Source organism: Caenimonas soli (assembly GCF_013155545.1).
Taxonomy (GTDB): Bacteria; Pseudomonadota; Gammaproteobacteria; order Burkholderiales; family Burkholderiaceae_C; genus Ramlibacter; species Ramlibacter soli.
Genome location: NZ_JABJVV010000004.1, coordinates 124801 through 145777, shown reverse-complemented (window position 1 = coordinate 145777; position 20977 = coordinate 124801). Strand labels below are relative to the sequence as shown.

Below are 20977 nucleotides of genomic sequence, written 5' to 3'. Positions count from 1 at the left end.
GCTATCCGTTTTCCGTCAATTGTCCCGATTCACGACCATCATCGCCAGCGCCTGTAAAGCTTGTGTGTCGCGCAAGCTACTGGACGCGAGCGCCTGCAGGGCCTGGGCCAGCAGTTGCTGCGCATAGGTGCGCGAGCGCTCCAGGCCCAACAGGGAAACGTAGGTGGGCTTGTCCTGGGCCGCGTCCTTGCCGGCCGTCTTGCCCAGCGTCGCCGAATCGGCGGTGACATCCAGGATGTCGTCGATCACCTGGAACGCCAATCCCATCGCCGAGCCGTACACACGCAAGGCCGCGAGCTGCGCTGCGGTTGCGTCGCCGCAGGCCGCACCCATCATCACGCTGCCTTCGAGCAGCGCGCCGGTCTTGAGCCGATGCATCTCGCGTAGCTGGGCTTCGGTCAACGCGCGTCCGACGCTGGCGAGGTCGATGGCTTGGCCGCCGGCCATGCCCGCGTGGCCCGCCGCGCGCGCCAGCAGCCGGCACAAGGCCGCCTGGATCGCCGCCGGGATGCTTGCATCCTCGGGGGCGAGCAACTCGAAAGCCAGGGCCTGCAGCGCGTCGCCTGCCAGCAAAGCCTGGGCCTGGCCGAACTTGACGTGGACCGTGGGCTTGCCCCGGCGCAAGACATCGTTGTCCATGCAGGGCATGTCGTCGTGCACCAGCGAATAGGCATGAATGAGCTCGGTCGCGCAGGCGGCGCGCAATGCCGCAGCCTCGTTTCCATTGACGGCCTCGCTGGCCGCCAGCACCAGCAGCGGGCGAAGCCGCTTGCCGCCGTCGAGCACGGCATAGCGCATGGCCTCTCCCAGGCCGGCCGGCGCATCGGCCACCACCCACTCGGACAATGCCTGCTCCACGCGGTCCAGGCGAGCGGCGCTCCAGGCCCCCAGATTGAAATTCACTCCTGCGTCCACGGCTTGAGCGTGCCCTCGTCCAGCACCTTGATCTGGTTTTCCACGGCCTGCAACCGGTCGCGGCAGAACTGCAAGAGTTCGGCGCCCCGCTGGTAACCGGTCAGCAGCTGGTCCAAGGGCAACTGGCCCGACTCGATAAGGCTGACGAGCTGCTCAAGCTCTTCCAGGGCAGCTTCATAGCTGGCCGGGGTTTGGAAGGGGGGCTTGGGCATGATCATGAACGTGCAAAACCCTCAATTCTAGGGGACGGCACTGGCAGGGCTCGCGCAATGCGGACTTGATAGCCCGTACAACGCCCTCAACTCAAGCCCAAGGGTACAATCCCCTTCCCCTCCATCCGGCGGGCCACCCCGCTCATTGCTCTTTACACCTTCCTGCGCGAATCCACGGATATAGCGCTTCCCTGCCCCTTAATAGGGGGAGTCTCTAGGTCAGGTCACCCATGTCTGATTTAAGTCTTCAACTGCAGCAGGCCGCAAGCCAACTACCAGTTTCCAGTTACTTCGACGAGGCGCTTTTCCGGCGCGAGATGGAAGCCATCTTTCAGCAAGGGCCCCGCTATGTGGGGCACCAGCTTTCCGTTCCGAACCACGGCGACTACTACGCCCTGCCCCAGGAGGGCGAGGGCCGCGCATTGCTGCGCACGCCACGCGGCGTCGAGCTCATCTCCAATGTCTGCCGGCATCGCCAGGCGGTGATCCTGAAGGGCCGCGGCTCGATGCAATCGAACCCGGCCTCGGGAGGCAACATCGTGTGTCCTCTACACCGCTGGACCTACAGCGGGGGCAGCGCCAGCCCGGCGGGCACCTTGCTGGGCGCGCCGCATTTCCCCGAAGACCCATGCCTGAACCTCAACAACTACAAGTTGCAGGAATGGAACGGGCTGCTGTTCGAGGCCAATGGCAGGAACATCCAGGCCGAGCTGGCCGGGATGGGCCCGCGCGCGGACCTCGATTTCACAGGCATGGTGCTCGACCGGGTGGAGATGCACGAGTGCAACTACAACTGGAAGACCTTCATCGAGGTTTATCTCGAGGACTACCACGTCGGGCCGTTCCACCCGGGCCTGGGCAGCTTCGTGGCCTGTGACGACCTGCGCTGGGAGTTCAAGGACAACTACTCGGTGCAGACCGTGGGCGTGGCCAACCGCCTGGGCAAAGCCGGCAGCCCGGTGTACGAGCGCTGGCAGAACGCGCTGCTGCAATACCGCGACGGCAAGCAGCCCAAGTACGGCGCAATCTGGCTCACCTACTACCCGCACATCATGGTGGAGTGGTATCCGCACGTGCTCACGGTGTCCACGCTGCATCCGATGGGGCCGCAGAAGACCATGAACATGGTGGAGTTCTACTACCCGGAAGAGATCGCCGCTTTCGAGCGCGAATTCGTGGAGGCCCAGCAGGCGGCCTACATGGAAACCTGCGTCGAAGACGACGAGATCGCCCTGCGCATGGACGCGGGCCGCAAGGCCCTGATGCGCCGTGGCGACAACGAGGTCGGCCCCTACCAGAGCCCGATGGAAGACGGCATGCAGCACTTCCACGAGTGGTACCGCGACGCCATCGGCGCCAACGCCGCCCGCTACTACGCGTAGGGGGATGAGTCCCGGCGCGAAACGGCCTGACTGATGCAGGCCTTATGGATGGTTCTCGGCTCGTTGCTCTTCGCCACCATGGCGGTGTGCGTGAAGTACGCTTCGGCCTGGTTCAACAGCTCCGAACTGGTGTTCTACCGCGGCGTGCTGGGCATGGTCTTCATGTGGCTGCTGGCGCGCCAGCGGGGCGTGGCGCTGGCAACGAAGTATCCCGGCATGCACGCGTGGCGCAGCATAGTGGGCGTGATTTCGATGGGGGCATGGTTCTACGCCATCGCCTGGCTTCCGCTGGCCACCGCCATGACCCTGAACTACATGAGCAGCGTCTGGGTCGCGGCCTTCCTGGTGGGCGGCGCCCTCCTCGCCTGGAATCCGCGGACCGGCTCCGCCACTCCCAGGCAAGGCCCGCTGGTCCTCAGCGTGCTCGCCGGTTTTGCCGGGGTCATCATGATGCTGCGGCCCACGATAGAGCAGAACCAGGTCTTCGCCGGCGTCGTCGGCCTGATGTCGGGCCTCATCTCCGCTTTCGCCTACATGCAGGTGATGGCACTCGGCAAATTGGGCGAGCCCGACTCACGTACGGTGTTCTATTTCGCCGCCGGCTCAGCCGTGGCCGGCGCCATCGGGATGGCCATCACCGGGATTTCGCCCTGGGACTGGAAGCACGCCTTGTGGCTCCTGCCGGTGGGCATCCTGGCCTCGCTGGGCCAGCTGTGCATGACGCGGGCCTACCGGCAAGGGGCTACCTTGGTGGTGGCGAGCCTGCAGTACTTCGGGATCGTGTTCGGCGCCATCTACAGCGTCACGTTGTTCGGCGACACCATCACACCGTCGGGCTGGGCCGGGATGGCGTTGATCGTCGCCAGCGGCGTCGCCGCCACAGTGCTGCGGTCGCGGGCCGTGCCCAGTGCGCCGGCCGAAGAACACTGACGAGCGCAATCGCAGGATAATTCTGCGCATGTACAGCACGCTCATCTCCGTCGACCAGCTCAAATCCCTGCAGGCCAGCGGCGCCCCGCTGATGATCTTCGATTGCAGCTTCGACCTCATGAATCCGGCGGCGGGCGAAGAGCAGTATCGCAAGGCGCACATTCCCGGCGCCGTGTATGCCAACCTCGACACGGACTTGAGCGACAAAGGCGTGATCGACCCCGATGGCAAGCATCATCCGCATCCCGACGCAGCATCGGGCGGGCGCCATCCGCTGCCCAGCCGCGAGAAGTTCGCGATGTGGCTGTCGAGCGTGGGTTTCTCCAACGAGATGCAGGCCGTGGTGTACGACCGCAACGGCGCCAACTATTGCGGCCGGCTGTGGTGGATGCTCAAGTGGGCCGGCCACGAGGCGGTGGCTGTACTCGATGGCGGCCTGCAAGCCTGGGAAGCCGCGGGCGCTGAGCTGAGCGGTCGCGAAGAGCCGTCGCACTTCCAGTCGAATTTCGCGCTCGGCCGCGAGCTGCGTTCGCTCGCCACCACCAAGGACGTGCTCAGAAGGCTCGGCAAGGGCGGACAGACCGTCGTCGATGCGCGGTCCAACCCGCGCTTCAAGGGGGAGGTGGAGCCGTTCGACCCCGTGGCGGGCCATATTCCCGGAGCGTTGAACCGCCCGTCCACCCAGAACATAGACCCCGACGGCAAGTTCAAGCCCGCGGACCAGCTCAAGGCTGAATTCGAACAGCTGCTCGCCGGTCGTGACCCGGCCACGGTCGTACATCATTGCGGCAGCGGCGTCAGCGCCCTGCCCAACTTGATTGCGATGGAAGTGGCCGGCCTGGGCCCCACGGCGCTGTATGCGGGCAGCTGGAGCGAATGGTGCAGCGACCCCAAGCGCCCGGTGGAAAAAGGCTAGGCGTCTGCCCTACTCTTTGATATTCGCGGCTTTGACGATGCGGGCATAGCGTTCCTGCTCGCGCTGCACGAAGCGCGCGAACTCCGCCGGGCTGCCGCTGCCGCCGATCGCGCCCTGCTCCTGCATCTTGGTCCGCACCTCGTCCGAGCTCAACACCGCGTTGAGTTCGCGGTTCAACCGCTCCACCACGGCGGGCGGGGTCTGCGCCGGAGCGAACAGGCCGGTCCACGCCACCACGTCGAAGCCCTTGAAGCCGGGCGTCTCGGCCACCACCGGCACTTCAGGCAGCGCGGGCAGGCGCTTGTCGTCCGTCACGGCGATGCCTTTGATCTTCTTCGCCTGGATCTGCGGCGTGGCCGTGACGCTGACCAGCACCGCCAGGTCCACCTGGTTGCCGGCCACATCGGTAACGATCTGCGCGCCGCCGCGGTAGGGCACGTGGGTGATGAACACCTTGCCCTGGTCCTTGATCAATTCCATCGCCAGGTGCAAGACGGTGCCTATGCCCGAGGTGGCGTAGCTGAGCTTGCCCGGCTGCTCCTTGGCGAGCTTCAGCACCTCGGCCAGCGTATTGGCCGGCAGGCCGGGCCGGGCCACGAGAACCATGGGCGCGGTATTCACCAGACCGACCGGAGCCAGGTCTTTCAAGGTGTCGTACTTCACCGCGGCCGGATTCACGAGCCGGGCGATCGCCACCGGGCTGTCGGCTCCCATGACGAGCGTGTAGCCGTCCGGCGCGGCGTTCACGGCCTTGGCCACGCCGATGGTCCCGCCGGCGCCCGTGACGTTCTCGACCACGACCGATTGCTTCAGCCGTTCGGACAGCTTCTGCGCCACCAGCCGGGCCGATACATCGACGCTGCCGCCCGCGCTGAAGGGCACGATGATGGTGATGGGTTTGGCCGTCGGCCACGGCGCCTGGGCCTGGACGGCCCCAGGGCCAGCCAGGCCGGCGGCGGCGGCAAGGCTCAGGGCGATTCGTTTGAACATCATGAGGCTCCAGTTGCAGATTCCATGCCGGCACGCAGACTGTCGAAGCGCGCGCCCCATTCGGCGCGCATGCTTCGCCGTTCGCCCTCGTCGATCCAGGCCGCGTCGATGCCGTTGAGCATGAAGCCGCGCAGGTCGTCCAGGCCAAAGCCGAAGTCCCGCACCATCATGTGCCAGGCTTGCGTGGGCGTCACATGGTGCAGCGTGGGGTCGTCGGTATTGGGGTGGATGCGCAGGCCCAGCCCGGGCATGCGGCGTATCGGGTGGTCCAGCGCCCAGCGTTCGGGCGCCAGGGTGCGCAGATAGTACGAATTGGTCGGCACCACCGTGAAGACGATGCCGCGCTCGGCGCAGCGGGCGGCGAATTCCGGGTTGTCGATGACCGTGTAACCGTGGTCGATGCGATCGACCCCCAGCAGTTCCACAGCCGTACGCACGTTCGTCCAGGGCATGCCGAACTCACCGGCGTGCGCCGTGGTTTTCAGCCCGCCGGCGCGGGCATCGGCATAGGCTTGCGCGAACAGCTCCGGCGGCCGGTCCACCTCGCGGTAGTCGATGCCGATGCCGGGCACCTCCTCGCGGCGATTCGCGAGGACCCATCGGACCATTTCCACCGCCGCCTCGGGCGAGGCCTCCCGGTCGATGGCGGGCACCAGGCGTGCCGTGATGCCGAAGTCCACCTGCGCATCTGCAACCGCCCGCAGGATGGCTTGTTGCGCCAGCGGATACGCCATCCCGGACTGGCCCACGGTACCGGTCGGATTCCAGAAGAACTCGGCGTGGCGCACGTTGTGCGAGGCCGCGTCCTGCAGGTATTCGTAAGTGATGCGGTGCAGGTCGTCGGGGCCGCGCAGCAGCCATGCATCGAGCGCCCGCAGCACGCGCAGCACCCCCACCGGTTTCTCGCCACGCGTGTAGAAGGCCTCGATTTCCTCGGCGCTCAGCGGCGCCTTCTCCCGCCGCGCCAGTTCGGCAAACGTTTCGCGCCGCACCGTGCCCAGCAGGTGGCAGTGCAGCTCGGCCTTGGGGATGGCGCGCAGGAAGTCGGGCAGCGTCGGCATGGCGCCATCGTACCGAACTGCGGCCGCTCTAATGCGGCATGGCGGGCCGCGTGAGCTCCGGTGAACGCACATGTTCCGGCCGCGCGCCGACGCCCACGGCGTACGCCGGCAAGGCGCGCAGCGCCGGCCAGCGGTCCAGCAGCTTGAGCACCCACGGCACCTGCGGCGGCTGCGTGCTGTCCAGCAGCGGATTGATCAACCGGCTCTGGGCCGCCACCTGTACTGCCTGCGTCAGGCGCGTGGGCAGCATGCGGCGCCGCTGCACTTTGGCCAACAGCGGCGTGAGTCTCTCCGCCGAAACCCGCGCATCCGCAAGCGGTTCCGCCAGCACGTTCGCCGCCGCCACGGCGTCCTGGATCGCCAGGTTGATCCCCACGCCACCGATCGGCGACATCGCATGGGCTGCGTCCCCGATGCACAAGAGGCCGGGACGCCACCACCGCGTCAGACGGTCCACGCTCACGCTCAAGAGCTTGACGTCGTCCCAACTGGCCACCTGGGCCTTGATGCGATCGGCGAACAGCGGCACCAGCGCCACGATGTCGGCGCGGAACGCGTCGAGCCCGCGCTCGCGGATGGCCTCGCTGCCGCCCTTGTGGATCACGTAGGCGCACTGCCAATAAGTGCCACGGTCGATCATCGCCATGAAGCGCCCCGTGCCTATGCGCCCGCCACTGCCCGAGGGATCGGTCCGCAGCTTGATGATGCGCATCCACAGCACGTCGATGGGCGCGCCCAGGTCGCGTACCTGCAAGCCCGCCGCTTCGCGCACGGCGGATTTGCGGCCGTCGGCGCCGATCACCAGGTCGGCCTGGATCAGGACTTCGCCGGTGGTCGTGCGCGCCCGCACCCCGGTGATCCGGCCTGCCCGCTCGATCAGCCCAACCGCCTCGGTTTCCATGGAGAGCTGAAAGCCCGGGTAGAGCGCCGCCTCGTCGCGCAGGAAATCGAGAAATTCCCATTGCGGAACCATCGCTATGAAGCGGCAGCGCGTGCGCAGCCGCGAGAAGTCGGCGATCACCGACTCCGTGCCGCCAATGACCGCGCGAATGTCGTGCGCCTTGTCGTGCGGCCGCTGCAGGAAGGATTCGAGCAGCCCCAGTTCGTGCATCAACTGCAACGTGGAGGGGTGAACCGTGTCGCCGCGAAAGTCGCGCAGGAAATCCCCGTGCTTCTCGAGCACGGCGACGTCGACACCGGCGCGCGCGAGGAGGAGGCCCAGCATCATTCCCGCCGGACCGCCGCCGGCGATGCAACAACGAGTGGAAGACGGCGGCGAGAATCTCACCGCGCCAGCGTAACCGAAAGGAAGCGCTAGCGGGTAAGGGCGCGGGTATGCATCAGCGAGTCGGAGTGGTCGTGCTGCTGGTGGAGCCGGTCACGCCGCCGGTGCCCGAGCCCCCCATCGAACTGGTGCTGCCCGAAGTACCGCCACTGCCGGCCGTGCTGCCCGATCCGGAACCGGAACCCGTGCCGCTGCCGGACGGGCTGGTCGTGCTCGAGGAACTGCTCGAGCCCGTACCGGCGCCGGAACCGGCCGTACCCTCGCGCTTGTCGCAAGCACTCAGCGAGAGCGCGGCGACGACGGCCAGGGTTGCGGCGGCGCATTGAGTCAGAGACGTCTTCATCAGGAAACTCCTAAGAGAGAGGTTGTTAGAAATTCGAACGCAAACAACGGGAAACGGGCATGCTCAGCGTTTGCGCCCGCTCTCGGCTTTCGTCTTGCTCGTCTGTTTCATCGCGCCCTCGGCCGCTGTGCCGCGGCCGGTGTTGCCGCTTTCCTGAGTGCCCGCATCCTCGGCCTGCATGTCGGTGTTGGGGGTCATCTTGTTCTTGGTATCGACTTCCTTGGCACTGTCACGCGGCTCGCGGCCGCCGGATCGGGATTTGCTGCCCGGGTTCATCGTGGACTCCTGTGAAAGATGGGAGCACGTACTCTAAGCAGCGGGCCCAATCGCGGCTGTTATCACCTGTAAAGGTTGCCCATCCGCCCGCCTCGTCCTAGTCCACCGGAGGAGCTTCCCTGGGTCGGCGCTTCACCGTCCGCTCGTAAGCAGCCATCAGCGGCGTCACGGAAATCCCGTGCACGATGATGGAGGTCACGACCACGGACAGCGTCAATGCCGTCAGCTGATCGGCAAGCTCGCCGGACACGCCGTGGTTGATGGCGTACAACAGGTAGTACAGCGAGCCGATGCCGCGGATCCCGAACCAGCCGATCAGCCAGCGCTGGTTGCGGGAGCTGGACGACCTGAGCAGCCCCAGGCCCACTGCGGCCGGGCGGATCAGCAGCAACAGCAAAGGAACGAACCACCAAACAGCGTCGTGCCAACGCACCGACCACAGCAAGGCGCCGATGGTGATCACGACGGCCAGTTCGCCGATGCGCTCCACCTGCTGGTTGAAGCCCAGCACCGCCTGCGCCATGAACGCCGGTGCGTGCTGCGGATCCACGGCCACGGCTTCCGCGACGCTCTGGTCGGGATCGATGTTGGCTCGTTCTACCGCGTGCTGGCTGGCCTTGCCCGAGCCTTCCGATTGCTCCAGCTGACGCAGAGCCACGCCGGCCGCGAACACCGCCAGGAACCCGTACGCATGCAACAGCAGCGCAACACCGTAAGAGAGCGCTATCAAGCCCATCGCCAGGAAGTCGTCCAGGCCTACGGCCTCCTTGTGCTGGCGCCGGAGATAAAGCACCAGCCGCCCCACGGCCAAGCCGAGCAGCGCGCCGACACCCAGGCCGGCAAATGTGGCCCAGAGGCCATCCACGAGTACCCAGCGCCAGCCGAAGTCACCTATTTCATGCAGTCCGAGCAGACCCAGCCCGAGCATCACGAACGGAAACGCCGTGCCGTCGTTGAGTCCGCCTTCGCCGGTAAGCGCAAAGCGAAGCCGGTCGCGGTCGCCCGGGCGGTTCACCTGCACGTCCGACGCCAGCACCGGGTCCGTCGGCGCGAGGATGGCGCCCAGCAGGATGCAGGCGCCCAGCGGCAGGCCAAGAAAGAAGTAGGCGGCCGCCGCGATAGCCAACACCGTGAGCACCATCGAGGTCAGGGCGAGCCGCAGCGGCAGCACCCAACGCCGGTCGCGCAGCCCGGGACTGAGTTTGAGCCCGGCGGTGAACAGCGAGATCAGCACGATCACCTCCGTCAGCCGCTCGAGCAGCGCGGCGTGCTGCCGGACGTCCGCCCTCATCAGGTCCAGCCCCCAGGGGCTGACCGCCAGCCCCACCATCAGGTACAGCATGGCGGTGGAAAGCGGCAGCCGCGCCAACACCGTGGCGCTCAATGCCATGAGGACCAGCAGAAAACCGACGATGACCGACCAGAGGGCGAATTCCATACCCTATTGTTGGGCTGGAGCGCTCCGCCGTGTGTGAGGATTTGCCGCGACTTGGGCGCGCGTACTCAGAGGCAGCCCAGCGCGCCTGCCAGCGCCTTGCGGAAACTGGGGAACTTGTGCACATCGCTGTGCCCCGCGCCTTCCACGCAAAACAGTTGAGCTGCCGGTGCGGCTGTGCGCAGCGCGTGGCTGTGATGGATGCCGATCAGCTCGTCCTTGTCGCCGTGCACCAGCATCAAGGGCCCCTGCACGAGTGCAGCGTGTTCGGCAGTGTGCAGCGGATAGCGCAGCACCTGGCGCGGCACCCAGGGGTACAGCTCTTCCGCCAGCGCCCGCATGCTGCTGTAAGGCGAGACAAGCAAGGTGAGGTCGGGGGCGTGCCCCGCGGCGCACAGTTCCGCAGCCAGGCCGGCAGCCAGCGCGGTCCCCAGCGACTGGCCCGATATCACGACCCGCTTGCCTTCGTACTGGCTGGAAAATTCCTTCCACACGGCGCGCACGTCGGCGCGCAGCTGGTCTTCGCTGGCGATGCACCCGGTGCTCTTGCCATAGCCGCGGTAGTCGAACATGACCACGTCGAAATTCACCTCGCGGAAGGCATCCAGCTCCACCAGGCAATCGGTGAGATTGCCCGAATTGCCGTGCAGGAAGAACATCACGCCGCGCGGATCGGGCATGCGCAACTGGGCCGCTGAAAGCCTGGCGCCAGGCACTTCGATGGTAAATTCGTGCACGTCGGCATCGTCCACCAGCTTCTGGTCGGCCGGCAGCGGCGTGGGCTCGAACAGCAGGCGTTCCTGCCGGAACCACAGATACCCGATAGCGGCCGTGTACACGGCGGCGACGGCGGCTGCAACGCCAAGGGAGAACAACGCGTAGACCATGCTGTTCCCCCTTTTCATGATTTTGCAAGCTCCTTTACTACTGTGATGTGAGGATGCGCCGCGACAAACCTCAACCTTGTAGGAGTTCGGCTGCGAACGACGTAGGAACGTCGCGAAACGTTAACCCTGCATGGACTTGTAGAAATCTAAAGCAGCGACCCGAACAACGCCAAAGTGTGCTCGTGCAGCTTTTCGGTGATGGGGCGCGTCTTCCAGGCGTCATGGGTGACGCGCCGCGACTGCGCGAGGTCGGCTTCGAACACCCGCTTCTGGCGCGCCGCGAAGGCCGCGTCGTAGATATTCAGGTTGGCCTCGTCGTTCAAGCGGAACGAGCGCACATCGAAGTTGGTGGAGCCCACCGAGGTCATGAGGCCGTCTACGATCATCACCTTGCAGTGATACATGGTGGGCTGGTATTCGTACATCTGCACTCCCGCCTCCAGCAGGTCACCCCACAAGCCGCGGGATGCGCGCCGCACCGTTTCCGCGTCGATGTTCTTGCCGGGCGTGATGATGCGCACCTTCACGCCGCGTTGGACAGCGGAAATCAGCGCCTTGCGCGTGACGTCGTCCGGAACGAAGTAAGCGCTGGAGAGATCGATGCTGCGGGTGGCCGCGGTGATGGCCAGCAGGTACATCATCATCATGCTTTCGCTGCCGCCATTGGGCGAGCTGGCGAACATCTGTGCGCTCTCGGTGCCCACGGGCTTGAGTTCGGGAAAGTACTCCTTGCCGTGCAGCACCTTGCCGGTGGTCTTGCTCCAGTTGTCCAGCATCACGCTTTGCATCTGCGCCACCACCGGCCCTTCGACGCGGAAATGCGAGTCGCGCCAATGATCCGGGTCCTGGGCGTTGCCCGTCCAGATCTGCGCAATGCCGACGCCCCCGGTGAAACCCACTGCGCCGTCGACGATGAGCAGCTTGCGGTGGGTGCGGTTGTTGAGCCGGCCCAGGTTGTACCAGCGCAGAGGGTGGTATTTCTCCACCTGGACGCCAGCCGACTTCATCTTGTCCAGGAGCTCGTCGTCCATCTTGGCGCTCCCCACCCAGTCCAGCAGCACGTGGACCTTGACGCCGCTGCGCGCCCGCTCCGACAGCGCTTCGGCGAAGGCGTCGCCGATCTCGCCCGACCAGTAGATGTAGGTCTCGAAGAGGATGGTTCGCCTGGCGCCGCGAATGGCTTCCAACATCGACGGAAAGATGCCGTCGCCGTTGATGAGCTCGGTGGCCTTGTTGCCATCCACGATGGCCGGGCCCAACATCAGGCCCATCGCGCGCTTGAACTGCGGGTCGTCCACCGTGTACAGGTGGGGAATCTCCGTTTCGACCTTCCTGTCGGGCCCGCTGAAGTTGATGAAGACCAACACCACGAGGATGGTGAAAATGACGGTGGCGAGAATCAACTTCTTGTGCTTCACATGGCTTGGCGTTAGTGCCTGCCGATGCTACTTCGCCCGGCCGCGCCGTGGGGCCGGGCGGCTCATGAATGGAAATCGGCCTACAAGGGGAGGTACAAATCCCTCATCCGCTTGCGCTCCGCATCCCCCAGTCCCAATCCCTTCCGGAAGTACCCCTCCAGCCCGCCGTACTCCTCGTCCACGGCTTCGAAGGCGGCTTTCAGGAATTCCGGCTGCACTCGCCAGAGCACGGCCGCGACCTCCGGCGCCAGGCCAAAGCGCGAAGCATCCGGCATCCGCAGCCGGTCGTTGGTCAGCAGGTAATCCCGCATCACGTCCTCTTCGCCCACGCCCAGGCTGCGCAGGATCAGCGCCGCCGCGAAGCCCGTGCGGTCCTTGCCCGCCGTGCAATGGAACACGGTGGGCTCGTTCGATTCGAGCAAATGCCGGAACAGTTGGGCAAACTGGTACGAGTTGTGGCGCACGAAGCCGCGATAGGTGTCCTGCATGTGCCCCGCGACCTCGGCCGCGGTGAGCTTGTGGCCGGCTGCCATGAGATCACGCAGGACCTGGACGATCGTGGGCTCGATGGCCAGGGAGTGGACGGTGACGTCGGGGACGAGGCACTCGGCGGAGACACGTTCGTCGACCCCGCGCAAATCGAGAACGCGGCGGATGCCCAGGGACTGGATCTGCCGGGCGTCCGCTTCGTCCAGGGCTCCCAGGTGGTCGGAGCGGTAGAGGGACCCCTGCCGTACGTACGGCAGGGCGCGGAAGTTGCTGGCACCGTCGATGCTGAAATTTGGGGGCATGGGACCTATTCTAGGTAGCCCGGCAAACCCACAAAAAAGCCCGGCCGCTTTCGCGCCAGGCTTTCTTGTTCGAGCCTCGAAGGCTTACTTGCTGCTCTTGCTGCCGCTGGACTTCTTTTCGCCGCCCATGCTGCTGCGCTTGCTGCTGGCGCCGCCGCTGTTGCCCTTGGCGCGTTCGCTCTTCATTTCATTGGCCTGCATGCTGGCCTTGGCACCCTTGGTGGGGGCTTCCGGACGGCCACCGCTGCCGGCCGAGGACTTGGAATTACGCGATGCCATAGAGATGCTCCTTGGATAGTGATTCGCGGCCGGCGCAGAGTGCCCCAGCCACAGGTTGACTCTAGGAGGGGTTCGCGGGCTTTCTGTCGGCTGTGATTGCGCGTCGCTGTAGGACATGCCTTGTGCAGCCCTTTATCCCTCCAGTGTCCCGGCCAAGCTTTGCGCGGCGGCCAGGTGGTTGCGCAGTGTGAATAGCGTCCTGTCGATCCAGGCCAGCAGGTCGCGGTCCTTGGTCTCGCGCTTGGCCCTTTCGAACACGGCGATGTTCGTGCGATGGTCCTCTATGCCCACGACGCGGACATACCCGCTGTCGAAGGCCGCGCTAGGCGGCAGGCTGGCCAGGCGGTGCAGCTTGGTCTTCTTGTCCGCGGCAAGGCCCTTGGGCGGGGCCACGCCCTTGGCGCTCATCAACGCGACGAGCTCATTGTTGGCCTGGATGTGGTGGTTGACCATCATCTGGGCGTAGGCGCGCACTCCCGAATTCACCGCGCGTTCCGCCGCCAGCTTGGAGACTTCGACTTCATAGAAACCCTGGGTGGCGGCCTTGATCGCGAACTCGCGCTCGGCCGCGCTCAGGCGGGTCGAGGCCACGACAGCCGGCGCACCCGGACCCGCCCCCATGCCGGTCCGCATGCCGGGATAGCCGGCGCAACCTGCGCCGAGGACGGCGGCCAGCCCCAGGCTGGAAAGCAACACGGCCCGCGCCGCCGGATTCTTGCTCATTCATTTCTCCCTTGTTAGGCCCTGACCAATTTAGCCCTGCGCTGTGCTCGCGGTTGTTGGCAAATGTTTCCTTCTGGGGCATATTGCCGAGCTTGGGGAGGAAGCACATGACAGGCACGATCGCCACCGCCAGCGGCGGCAAACAGGTCGAGCGCAAGCTCAACGTTCGCCGCGACACGCTCGATTTCCGCGACCGCATGTTCGAGGCCACGCTGATCGAGGTACCTACCCACATCCCATTGGCCGCCTGGCGCAAGTTGCGCGTGCCCTTGCTGGACCAGGGGGAAGAAGGCGCCTGCACCGGCTTTGGCTTGGCCACGGTCGCCAACTATTTACTTTTACGCCGCAAGGTCGTTCCCGACAACGCCCCAGTGAGCGCGCGCATGCTCTACGAGATGGCGCGCCGGTACGACGAATGGCCCGGAGAGAACTACAGCGGCTCCAGCGCGCGCGGCGCCATGAAGGGGTGGCATAAGCACGGCGTCTGCCAGGAAGACGGCTGGCCGTACGGCCTGGGGCCCAAGGATCCCAAAGGCCTGACGCAGGCCCGCACGGCGGACGCGATGCGCAGGCCTTTGGGCGCATACCTGCGAGTGAACCACCGCGACCTGGTGGCCATGCACAGCGCCCTGGCCGAAGTGGGCGTGCTGTTCGCCTCGGCCACCGTTCACCAGGGCTGGTCGCAGGTGGACAGCAAGGGCGCCATCCCCTACCCCGCGCCGCTCTCGGGCGGCCACGCCTTCGCCATCGTCGCTTATGACAGCGAGGGGTTCTGGATCCAGAACTCGTGGGGGACCGGTTGGGGCATGGGCGGGTTCGCGCGCATCTCCTACGACGATTGGCTGGCCAACGGCACCGACGTCTGGGTGGCGCGGCTGGGTGCGCCCGTGGTGCTGCGGCTGAGCGAGTCGGCGGCCATCGCGCATTCAGTGGGAGCAGGCCGCTCTGCCGCCTACTCGTACAGCGACCTGCGGCCGCACGTGGTCAGCCTGGGCAACGACGGCGCGCTGCGGCCCGGAGGCGACTTCGGCACCTCGCCGGTTGAGCTTCAGCAGATCTTCAACGACGACATGCCGCGGGCCATGGCCGATTGGCCGGAGAAGCACGTGCTGCTCTATGCGCACGGCGGGCTGGTGGCCGAGCGCGATGCCATCCAGCGCCTGGCGGAGTACCGCGGCGCCATGCTCGACGCGCACATCTACCCCATCAGCTTCGTCTGGAACAGCGACTACTGGTCCACCATCACCAACGTCCTGCAGGACGCGATGCGCAGGCGCAGGCCCGAAGGAGTGCTGGGCGCCGCCAAGGACTTCCTGCTCGACCGGCTGGACGACACCCTGGAGATCCTGGCGCGCTCGCTGACCGGGAAGGCTTCGTGGGACGAGTTGAAGGAAAACGCGCTCGGCGCCACGCTGGACGGCGGGGGCGCGCTGGCGGCCATGGACCAGCTGGCTGCCCTGTTCAAACGCATGCCCTTCAAGCTGCACGTGGTGGGCCACAGCGCCGGCTCGATCTTTCATGCGCCGCTGGTGCGCCTGCTGACGGCGCCCGCCGGCCCCATCGCCTCGGGCTACCTGAAGGGCAAGACGGGCTATGGCATCGGGCTCGACACCTGCACCTTGTGGGCGCCGGCGTGCACCACCGAGCTATTCAAGCAGGCCTACCTGCCGGCGGTGCGCGAGCGCAGCATCGGCCGCTTCGCCCTGTTTGCGCTGGACGACAAGGCCGAGCAGGACGACAACGTCGCGAAAATCTACAACAAGTCCCTCCTGTACATGGTGTCGCGGGCGTTCGAGCAGAGCGCTTTCGGGCCCGGCACGCCCATCCTGGGCATGGAGAAATGGCTGGCCGCGGACGCGGAGTTGACGGCCCTGTTCACCAGTGGCCAGGCCGATCTGGTGTTCTCGCCCAACAGCAATCCCGAAGGGTCGATCACGGCCTCTCGCTCTACCGAGCACGGAGCGTTTGATGACGATGGCGCCACCGTGAAGGCGACGATGGCGCGCATGCTGGCAAGCGGCGCCGCGCAACCCGTCGCTGCACCCGCGCCCGATCTGCACTTCCACCACGGCAGCGGCTCACTGCGCAGCCGGCGCGAACAGATCGATCGCCAGTCGGCTGTGCGGGCTTAGCCGCCATGGATTGCGGGTCAGGCCCGCAATGACAATACTTATTTCCACGCCGCGCGAGCCCGCGCGCGCACTTGCAGCAGTGGCGTCTGGGGACGGGTTGGGTCCGTGCCCGGCGCCGCTTGCGGCCAGGTGATGCGCTCGAACTTCTCGGCCATGGCTTCGGTGATGAAGCGGGTTCGGGCGGCGTACATGTGCTTGTCTCCACCGCAGCCTTGCTGCGTGACGTAGAAGCGGTGCGGCACGATCAGGTGCAGGTGCTCCTTGGCGCGGGTCATGGCGACATACAGCAGGCGCCGCTCTTCCTCCAGTTCGTCCGCACTGCCGGTCGCCATGTCGCTGGGAATGCAGCCGTCCACCACATTGAGCACGTGCACCGCTTTCCACTCCTGGCCCTTGGCGCTGTGGATGGTGGACAGGATCAGGTAGTCCTCGTCCAGATGCGGCACGCCCGATTGGTCGCTGGTGGATTGCGGCGGATCCAGCGTCAGCTCGGTAAGGAAACGCTCGCGGCTGGCATAGCCCGCGGCCAGCCGCACCAGCTGGTCGACATCGAGCTTGCGTACCTGCGCGTCGTCGTGGATGCGCTCCAGCTGCGGCAGGTACCAGGCCTTGGCGAGTTCCAGATCGGCGGGCCAGGCCACATCGGGATTGCGCAACTGCGAGTAAAGCTGCACGAATTGCGCCCACTCCTGCTTCGCCTGCGCCGGCGCCTCGAACTGCTGCAAGGTCTGCGTAGGCTCTGCCGCTTCGCCCATCGCATCGAGCAAGCGCGTGGCCGTGGCCTGGCCGATGCCGGGAATGAGTTGCGCGACCCGGAAGCCCGCCATCCGCCCGCGCGGATTCTGCGCAAAGCGCAGGACCGCGAGCATGTCCTTGACGTGCGCCGCCTCCAGGAATTTCAGCCCTCCGAATTTCACGAAGGGAATGTTGCGGCGGGCAAGTTCCAGCTCGAGCGCCGCACTGTGCGTGCTGGTGCGAAAGAGCACGGCCTGGCTCTTGAGCGTGGAGCCCGCCTCCCGGTGGCGCAGCACCTGGTCGGCCACCCAACGCGCCTGTTCGGCCTCGTCCGGAACCAGCAGCAGCTGCGCCCTGTGGCTGGAGGCCTTGTCGGTCCAGAGATTCTTGGCGTGGCGCTCGCGCGCTTCGCCGATCACGGCGTTGCTGGCATCGAGAATGGCTTGGGTGCTGCGGTAATTGCGCTCCAGCGTGACGATGCGAGCCGGCTGGGTGAACTGTCCCGGAAAGTCGAGAATGTTGCGCACCGTGGCGCCGCGAAACGAGTAGATGCTCTGCGCGTCGTCGCCCACCACCGTCACGCCCTGTCCGGTCGGCTTCAGCGCCAGGATGATTTCCGATTGCAGGCGATTGGTGTCCTGGTATTCGTCCACCAGCAGATGGTCGAACCGCGCTCCCACTTCCTGCGCCAGCGTCGGCTCCGCCATCATCTCGGCCCAGAACAAGAGCAGGTCGTCGTAGTCCAGCACGTTCTGCTGCTGCTTGGCCTCGACATAGGCGCCGAAAAGTTTTTTCAGTTCGCTTTCCCACTGGCTGCACCAGGGGTAGGTGTCCTGCAGGACCTTGTCCAGCGGATCGCGGGTGTTGAGCACGCGCGAGTAGATGCCCAGGCACGTACCCTTCAGGGGAAAGCGGTTCTTGGTTTCCGAGAGGCCGATCTCATGCCGCACCATGCCCATCAGGTCCTCGGCGTCGCCGCGATCGTGGATGGTGAAGGATTCCTCCAGGCCTATGCGCCCCGCGTACTCGCGCAGCAGCCTCGCCCCGATGCTGTGGAAGGTGCCCGACCACGGCAGGTTGGGAAGCGACTGCGTTTGCGGCAAACCCAGTGCGCGCTGCAACACACCGCCGACGCGCCGCTCCATCTCCTGGGCCGCACGGCGGCTGAACGTGAGCAGCATCATCCGCTGCGGATCGGCCCCATGGCGTATCAGGTTGGCGACGCGGTGCGCCAGGGTATTGGTCTTGCCCGATCCCGCACCGGCGATGACAAGCAGAGGGCGGGTGTCTTCTGCGCCCTCGCCCGTGCCGTGCGCTGCCGCATCGCGCTGCTGCGCGTTGAGTTCGGCCAATGGATCGTTGGTGGGTGGCGTCGCTTGGGGGTACTGCATTTCAAGTCCGTCCCCTGTATATTAATACAGTGGACAACATCCTCGTAGGTTCCGCCTCCTGGACGGACAAGACCCTGATCGATTGCGGGCGCTTCTATCCCAAGGAATGCAAGAGCGCCGAGGCGCGGCTGCGCTACTACGCCACGCAATTTCCCATCGTCGAAGTCGACTCCAGTTACTACGGCATGCCCACGCCATCGAATGCGCAGTTATGGGCCGAGCGCACGCCCGCAGACTTCGTTTTCAACGTCAAGGCTTTCCGGTTGTTCACCGGCCACCAGACTTCGCCCATCGTCCTGCACAAGGACATCCAGCAGGCGCTCGGGCCCGACATGCCCAAGGCCCTCTACTACAAGGACGTACCGGCGGAAATCCGCAGCGAGTTGTGGCGCCGCTTCAGCGAGGCACTGGAGCCTTTGCGCCAGGCGGGCAAGCTCGGTGCCGTGCATTTCCAGTTCGCGCCCTGGCTGCTGCGCAATCGCGAAGGCCACGCCCACGTGCAGGAATGCGTAGCTCGCATGGAGGGCTTCTTGCTGGCCGTGGAATTTCGCAACCAGAGCTGGTTCGATGGCGCCCATGCAGGGAGCACCGTCGCCTTCGAGCGCGAACTGGGCGTGGTCCACACCATCGTGGACGGCCCCCAAGGTTTCGCGAACAGCGTGCCCGACGTCTGGGAAGTGACGCATCCCGAGCTGGCGCTGGTTCGCCTGCATGGACGCAATTACGAGACCTGGAATCACAAAGGCCCGGCGTCCTCCAGCCGTTTCAATTATTGGTATTCCGGCGAAGAACTGGCCGCGCTCAAGCCCGAAATACTCAAGGTCTCGCGCAAGGCCCGCAAAGTCCACGTGCTTTTCAACACCAACTACGAAGACCAGGGCCAGGTCAATGCCCGGCTGATGAGGCAACTGCTGAGGTAAACGGTAGGTAAAAGGTGTACAGCTGCCCGACAGGGAACTTGGGGACGCTAGACTTCTCGCAATCCTTTTGCATTCGGAGTCCCGATGAAGTTTTCGTATTCCCTGTCCGCTGCGCTGGTAGCCCTCATGTTCTCCGCAACGGCGGGCGCCCAGTTGAAGGCACCCAAGCAGGCCGCAGCGCCCACCAAGCCGGCCGCCGCCGCATCTGCCCCCTCGGCTGAAAATCCGAACGCCGAGAAAGAAAATGCCGGGAAACTTGCAGCTGCCGGCTGGCTGCTGCTGCTCGACCGCCGCGACTGGGGCCGGGCCTGGGAAACATCCAGCGCCATGTTCCGCAGTTCCGTGCCTCTTGCCGCCTGGATGGACGGCGTCCCGAAGGTGCGCGAACCCCTGGGCACTTTCGTTGAGCGCGCCCCGGCCAACTCGTCCTACAAGACCACGCTGGAAGGCCGGCCGGACGGCGAGTATGTGAGCGTCATCTTCCTGTCCAAATTCGACAAGAAGGAACTGCAGGAAGTGGTGACCACCGTACGCGAAGGCGACGGCAAATGGCGCGTCACCGGCTATTCGACGCGATAGGACGGGCTGCGACGGCTTTCGTCACGCCCAGTTGCATGGTGCCACCCGGCTGCTGCATGCCCAGCTTCGCCGGCCCCGCGCCCATGGACTGCGTGGCCTTGTTAACGGGCTGCGCCGCCACCTGACGTACGGGCTGCGCCGCGACAGCTTTCGCAGGCGCAACCGGTTTTGCCGATTTGACCTCGGCCGGCGTGCTTCGCTCGGCTGTGGCGAGGTGGTAGCGCAGCGTCGGGAGGGTTTGGTCAATCCACGCCTTGAGGGCCGGATCCCTCACCGTCTGGCTGGCCTTCTCATAGTGCTCGACCTCCTGCTGCTGGCTCTTCAGGGCCACCTCTTCCATGAACTCGCGGTCGAACTTCCTGCCATTCAACTTGCCCAGCCGGTTGAGCGTTTTTCTCTGGTCATTGTCGAGCATCGGCGGCGCCATGCCCCGCACATGCAGCATGTGCTGCAACGTGGTCGTGGCGGCGGCTTGATGGTTGACCTGCGCAGCGGCGAAGGAGCGCACGCCGGCGTCGTTGGACTTGCTCAGCGCCATGCGCGCGGCGTCGCCCTGGAAACGGCTGGCAGCCGCCGCATCCTTGAGGAATCGCCGTTCCTCGCGATGCTCCAGCGTCATTGGTTTGATGTTGACGGCTGCCGCTGCGGCGAAGAATGCGGGGCGCGGAGGCGCCGTCTTGGTCTCGGTTACTGCCGTGGCTGCGGCGGTCCACAGCATGGCCGACGCGGCGGCTACGACGCTAACGCTGACGCATTTCATGTGGGTTCCCCTGCAAGGTGCCCGCTCCGACTGATCGCAGGCGAGTACTTGATCTTGAGCAGCCGAACTGAGCAGGCATGTCGGAATCCGCCGGGTGGCGGTGTAGGACGGCCTGCCCAGGCATGGTGTAGGACTGCCCAGCCTTACTGAACGCGCAGGTCTTCACACACTGTTAGCACTCGGACCACAACGGCTTTACGTGCGTCGCCAATGATGAAATCACGCACAGGAGGTTGCTATGGGAAAGAGCATCTGGATCTCGGCCGCCGCTGCCGTCGGGCTCGGTTGCGGTGCAGCGCTGATCGCCACGCCAGCCTCGGCCCACGACTCGGTATACGTCGCGCCTCCGCCCGCCTATTACTACTCGCCCCCGCCGCAAGCCGTTTGGGTGCCGGGCCATTGGGAATGGGATGGCAACCGCCATGTCTGGGTGCATGGCCAGTATTGGCGCGGCGGTGGCGACCGCTGGGCCCATCGCGACGGCTGGTCGCGTCGCGACCGCGACCACGACGGCATCGCGGATCGCTACGATCGTGATCGCGACGGCGACGGCGTGCCGAACTGGCGCGACCGCGCGCCCAGCAATCCTTATCGCCGCTAAGCGCCTCTTCCGGCGC

At 65.7% G+C, this 20977-nt stretch carries 22 protein-coding genes; 8 read left to right on the top strand and 14 right to left on the bottom strand.

Going from position 1 to position 20977, the window contains the following annotated elements; translation table 11 throughout:
• Window positions 1–15 precede the first annotated feature (15 nt).
• Complete coding sequence (locus HNE04_RS07700) at window positions 16–903, bottom strand: polyprenyl synthetase family protein (RefSeq protein WP_172217950.1); 888 nt, start codon at window positions 901–903, stop codon at window positions 16–18.
• Entirely contained in the window at window positions 900–1127 is a 228-nt protein-coding gene (gene xseB / locus HNE04_RS07695; RefSeq protein WP_172217949.1) for an exodeoxyribonuclease VII small subunit, read from the bottom strand. Before xseB ends, HNE04_RS07700 begins: the two co-directional genes overlap by 4 nt.
• Window positions 1128–1357: 230 nt before the next feature.
• Here xseB and HNE04_RS07690 point away from each other — a divergent pair, with 230 nt between their 5' ends.
• The 3 genes from HNE04_RS07690 to HNE04_RS07680 are packed head-to-tail and all read left to right on the top strand — an operon-like array spanning window position 1358 to window position 4355.
• Window positions 1358–2509: an aromatic ring-hydroxylating oxygenase subunit alpha gene (locus HNE04_RS07690; protein WP_172217948.1), complete on the top strand. Its 1152-nt coding sequence runs from the start codon at window positions 1358–1360 to the stop codon at window positions 2507–2509.
• Between the two features lie 33 nt (window positions 2510–2542).
• A complete protein-coding gene (locus HNE04_RS07685) occupies window positions 2543–3439 on the top strand; it encodes a DMT family transporter (protein WP_172217947.1) in 897 nt (298 codons plus the stop codon).
• A 28-nt stretch (window positions 3440–3467) separates the two neighbouring features.
• Window positions 3468–4355, top strand: coding sequence for a sulfurtransferase (locus HNE04_RS07680; RefSeq protein ID WP_172217946.1), 888 nt, complete (start codon window positions 3468–3470; stop codon window positions 4353–4355).
• Window positions 4356–4364: 9 nt separating this feature from the next.
• On the opposite strand, the gene HNE04_RS07675 is transcribed toward HNE04_RS07680, so the two are convergent.
• From HNE04_RS07675 to HNE04_RS07665, 3 genes are read right to left on the bottom strand one after another with little or no spacing between them, the layout of a single operon-like run.
• Window positions 4365–5348: a Bug family tripartite tricarboxylate transporter substrate binding protein gene (locus tag HNE04_RS07675; RefSeq protein ID WP_172217945.1), complete on the bottom strand. Its 984-nt coding sequence runs from the start codon at window positions 5346–5348 to the stop codon at window positions 4365–4367.
• The gene (gene add / locus HNE04_RS07670; protein ID WP_172217944.1) at window positions 5345–6406 is read right to left on the bottom strand and encodes an adenosine deaminase; all 1062 of its coding nucleotides are present in this window, start codon (window positions 6404–6406) and stop codon (window positions 5345–5347) included. Before add ends, HNE04_RS07675 begins: the two co-directional genes overlap by 4 nt.
• Before the next feature lie 28 nt (window positions 6407–6434).
• Window positions 6435–7694: an FAD-dependent oxidoreductase gene (locus HNE04_RS07665; RefSeq protein WP_328700281.1), complete on the bottom strand. Its 1260-nt coding sequence runs from the start codon at window positions 7692–7694 to the stop codon at window positions 6435–6437.
• Between the two features lie 47 nt (window positions 7695–7741).
• Between HNE04_RS07665 and HNE04_RS07660 the strand changes: the two genes are divergently transcribed.
• Window positions 7742–8017, top strand: coding sequence for a hypothetical protein (locus HNE04_RS07660; RefSeq protein WP_172217942.1), 276 nt, complete (start codon window positions 7742–7744; stop codon window positions 8015–8017).
• A gap of 80 nt (window positions 8018–8097) precedes the next feature.
• Here the strand turns inward: HNE04_RS07660 and HNE04_RS07655 are convergent, their stop codons facing one another.
• The 7 genes from HNE04_RS07655 to HNE04_RS07625 form a co-directional block, all read right to left on the bottom strand.
• Window positions 8098–8310: a hypothetical protein gene (locus HNE04_RS07655; RefSeq protein ID WP_172217941.1), complete on the bottom strand. Its 213-nt coding sequence runs from the start codon at window positions 8308–8310 to the stop codon at window positions 8098–8100.
• Between the two features lie 97 nt (window positions 8311–8407).
• The gene (locus HNE04_RS07650; RefSeq protein ID WP_172217940.1) at window positions 8408–9748 is read right to left on the bottom strand and encodes a cation:proton antiporter; all 1341 of its coding nucleotides are present in this window, start codon (window positions 9746–9748) and stop codon (window positions 8408–8410) included.
• A gap of 65 nt (window positions 9749–9813) precedes the next feature.
• Window positions 9814–10650, bottom strand: coding sequence for an alpha/beta hydrolase (locus HNE04_RS07645; protein WP_172217939.1), 837 nt, complete (start codon window positions 10648–10650; stop codon window positions 9814–9816).
• A 128-nt stretch (window positions 10651–10778) separates the two neighbouring features.
• On the bottom strand, window positions 10779–12050 hold the full coding sequence (cls, locus tag HNE04_RS07640) for a cardiolipin synthase (RefSeq protein ID WP_172217938.1): 1272 nt from the start codon (window positions 12048–12050) through the stop codon (window positions 10779–10781).
• 80 nt (window positions 12051–12130) lie between these two features.
• Entirely contained in the window at window positions 12131–12841 is a 711-nt protein-coding gene (locus HNE04_RS07635) for a tyrosine-protein phosphatase (protein ID WP_172217937.1), read from the bottom strand.
• Between the two features lie 84 nt (window positions 12842–12925).
• The gene (locus HNE04_RS07630) at window positions 12926–13120 is read right to left on the bottom strand and encodes a hypothetical protein (protein WP_172217936.1); all 195 of its coding nucleotides are present in this window, start codon (window positions 13118–13120) and stop codon (window positions 12926–12928) included.
• 132 nt (window positions 13121–13252) lie between these two features.
• The gene (locus tag HNE04_RS07625; protein WP_172217935.1) at window positions 13253–13843 is read right to left on the bottom strand and encodes a DUF4142 domain-containing protein; all 591 of its coding nucleotides are present in this window, start codon (window positions 13841–13843) and stop codon (window positions 13253–13255) included.
• A gap of 107 nt (window positions 13844–13950) precedes the next feature.
• Between HNE04_RS07625 and HNE04_RS07620 the strand changes: the two genes are divergently transcribed.
• Complete coding sequence (locus HNE04_RS07620) at window positions 13951–15975, top strand: C1 family peptidase (protein ID WP_172217934.1); 2025 nt, start codon at window positions 13951–13953, stop codon at window positions 15973–15975.
• A gap of 38 nt (window positions 15976–16013) precedes the next feature.
• On the opposite strand, the gene HNE04_RS07615 is transcribed toward HNE04_RS07620, so the two are convergent.
• On the bottom strand, window positions 16014–18101 hold the full coding sequence (locus tag HNE04_RS07615) for an ATP-dependent helicase (RefSeq protein WP_172217933.1): 2088 nt from the start codon (window positions 18099–18101) through the stop codon (window positions 16014–16016).
• Between the two features lie 29 nt (window positions 18102–18130).
• On the opposite strand from HNE04_RS07615, the gene HNE04_RS07610 reads away from it, so the two are divergent.
• Window positions 18131–19021, top strand: coding sequence for a DUF72 domain-containing protein (locus HNE04_RS07610; RefSeq protein ID WP_328700280.1), 891 nt, complete (start codon window positions 18131–18133; stop codon window positions 19019–19021).
• Window positions 19022–19105: 84 nt separating this feature from the next.
• The gene (locus HNE04_RS07605; protein ID WP_172217931.1) at window positions 19106–19600 is read left to right on the top strand and encodes a DUF4019 domain-containing protein; all 495 of its coding nucleotides are present in this window, start codon (window positions 19106–19108) and stop codon (window positions 19598–19600) included.
• Here HNE04_RS07605 and HNE04_RS07600 read toward each other — a convergent pair.
• The gene (locus HNE04_RS07600) at window positions 19578–20360 is read right to left on the bottom strand and encodes a DUF4142 domain-containing protein (RefSeq protein ID WP_172217930.1); all 783 of its coding nucleotides are present in this window, start codon (window positions 20358–20360) and stop codon (window positions 19578–19580) included. The genes HNE04_RS07605 and HNE04_RS07600 overlap by 23 nt on opposite strands.
• 238 nt (window positions 20361–20598) lie before the next feature.
• Here HNE04_RS07600 and HNE04_RS07595 point away from each other — a divergent pair, with 238 nt between their 5' ends.
• Window positions 20599–20961, top strand: a complete 363-nt coding sequence (locus tag HNE04_RS07595) for a YXWGXW repeat-containing protein (protein ID WP_172217929.1) — start codon at window positions 20599–20601, stop codon at window positions 20959–20961.
• The last annotated feature ends 16 nt before the right edge of the window (window positions 20962–20977 follow it).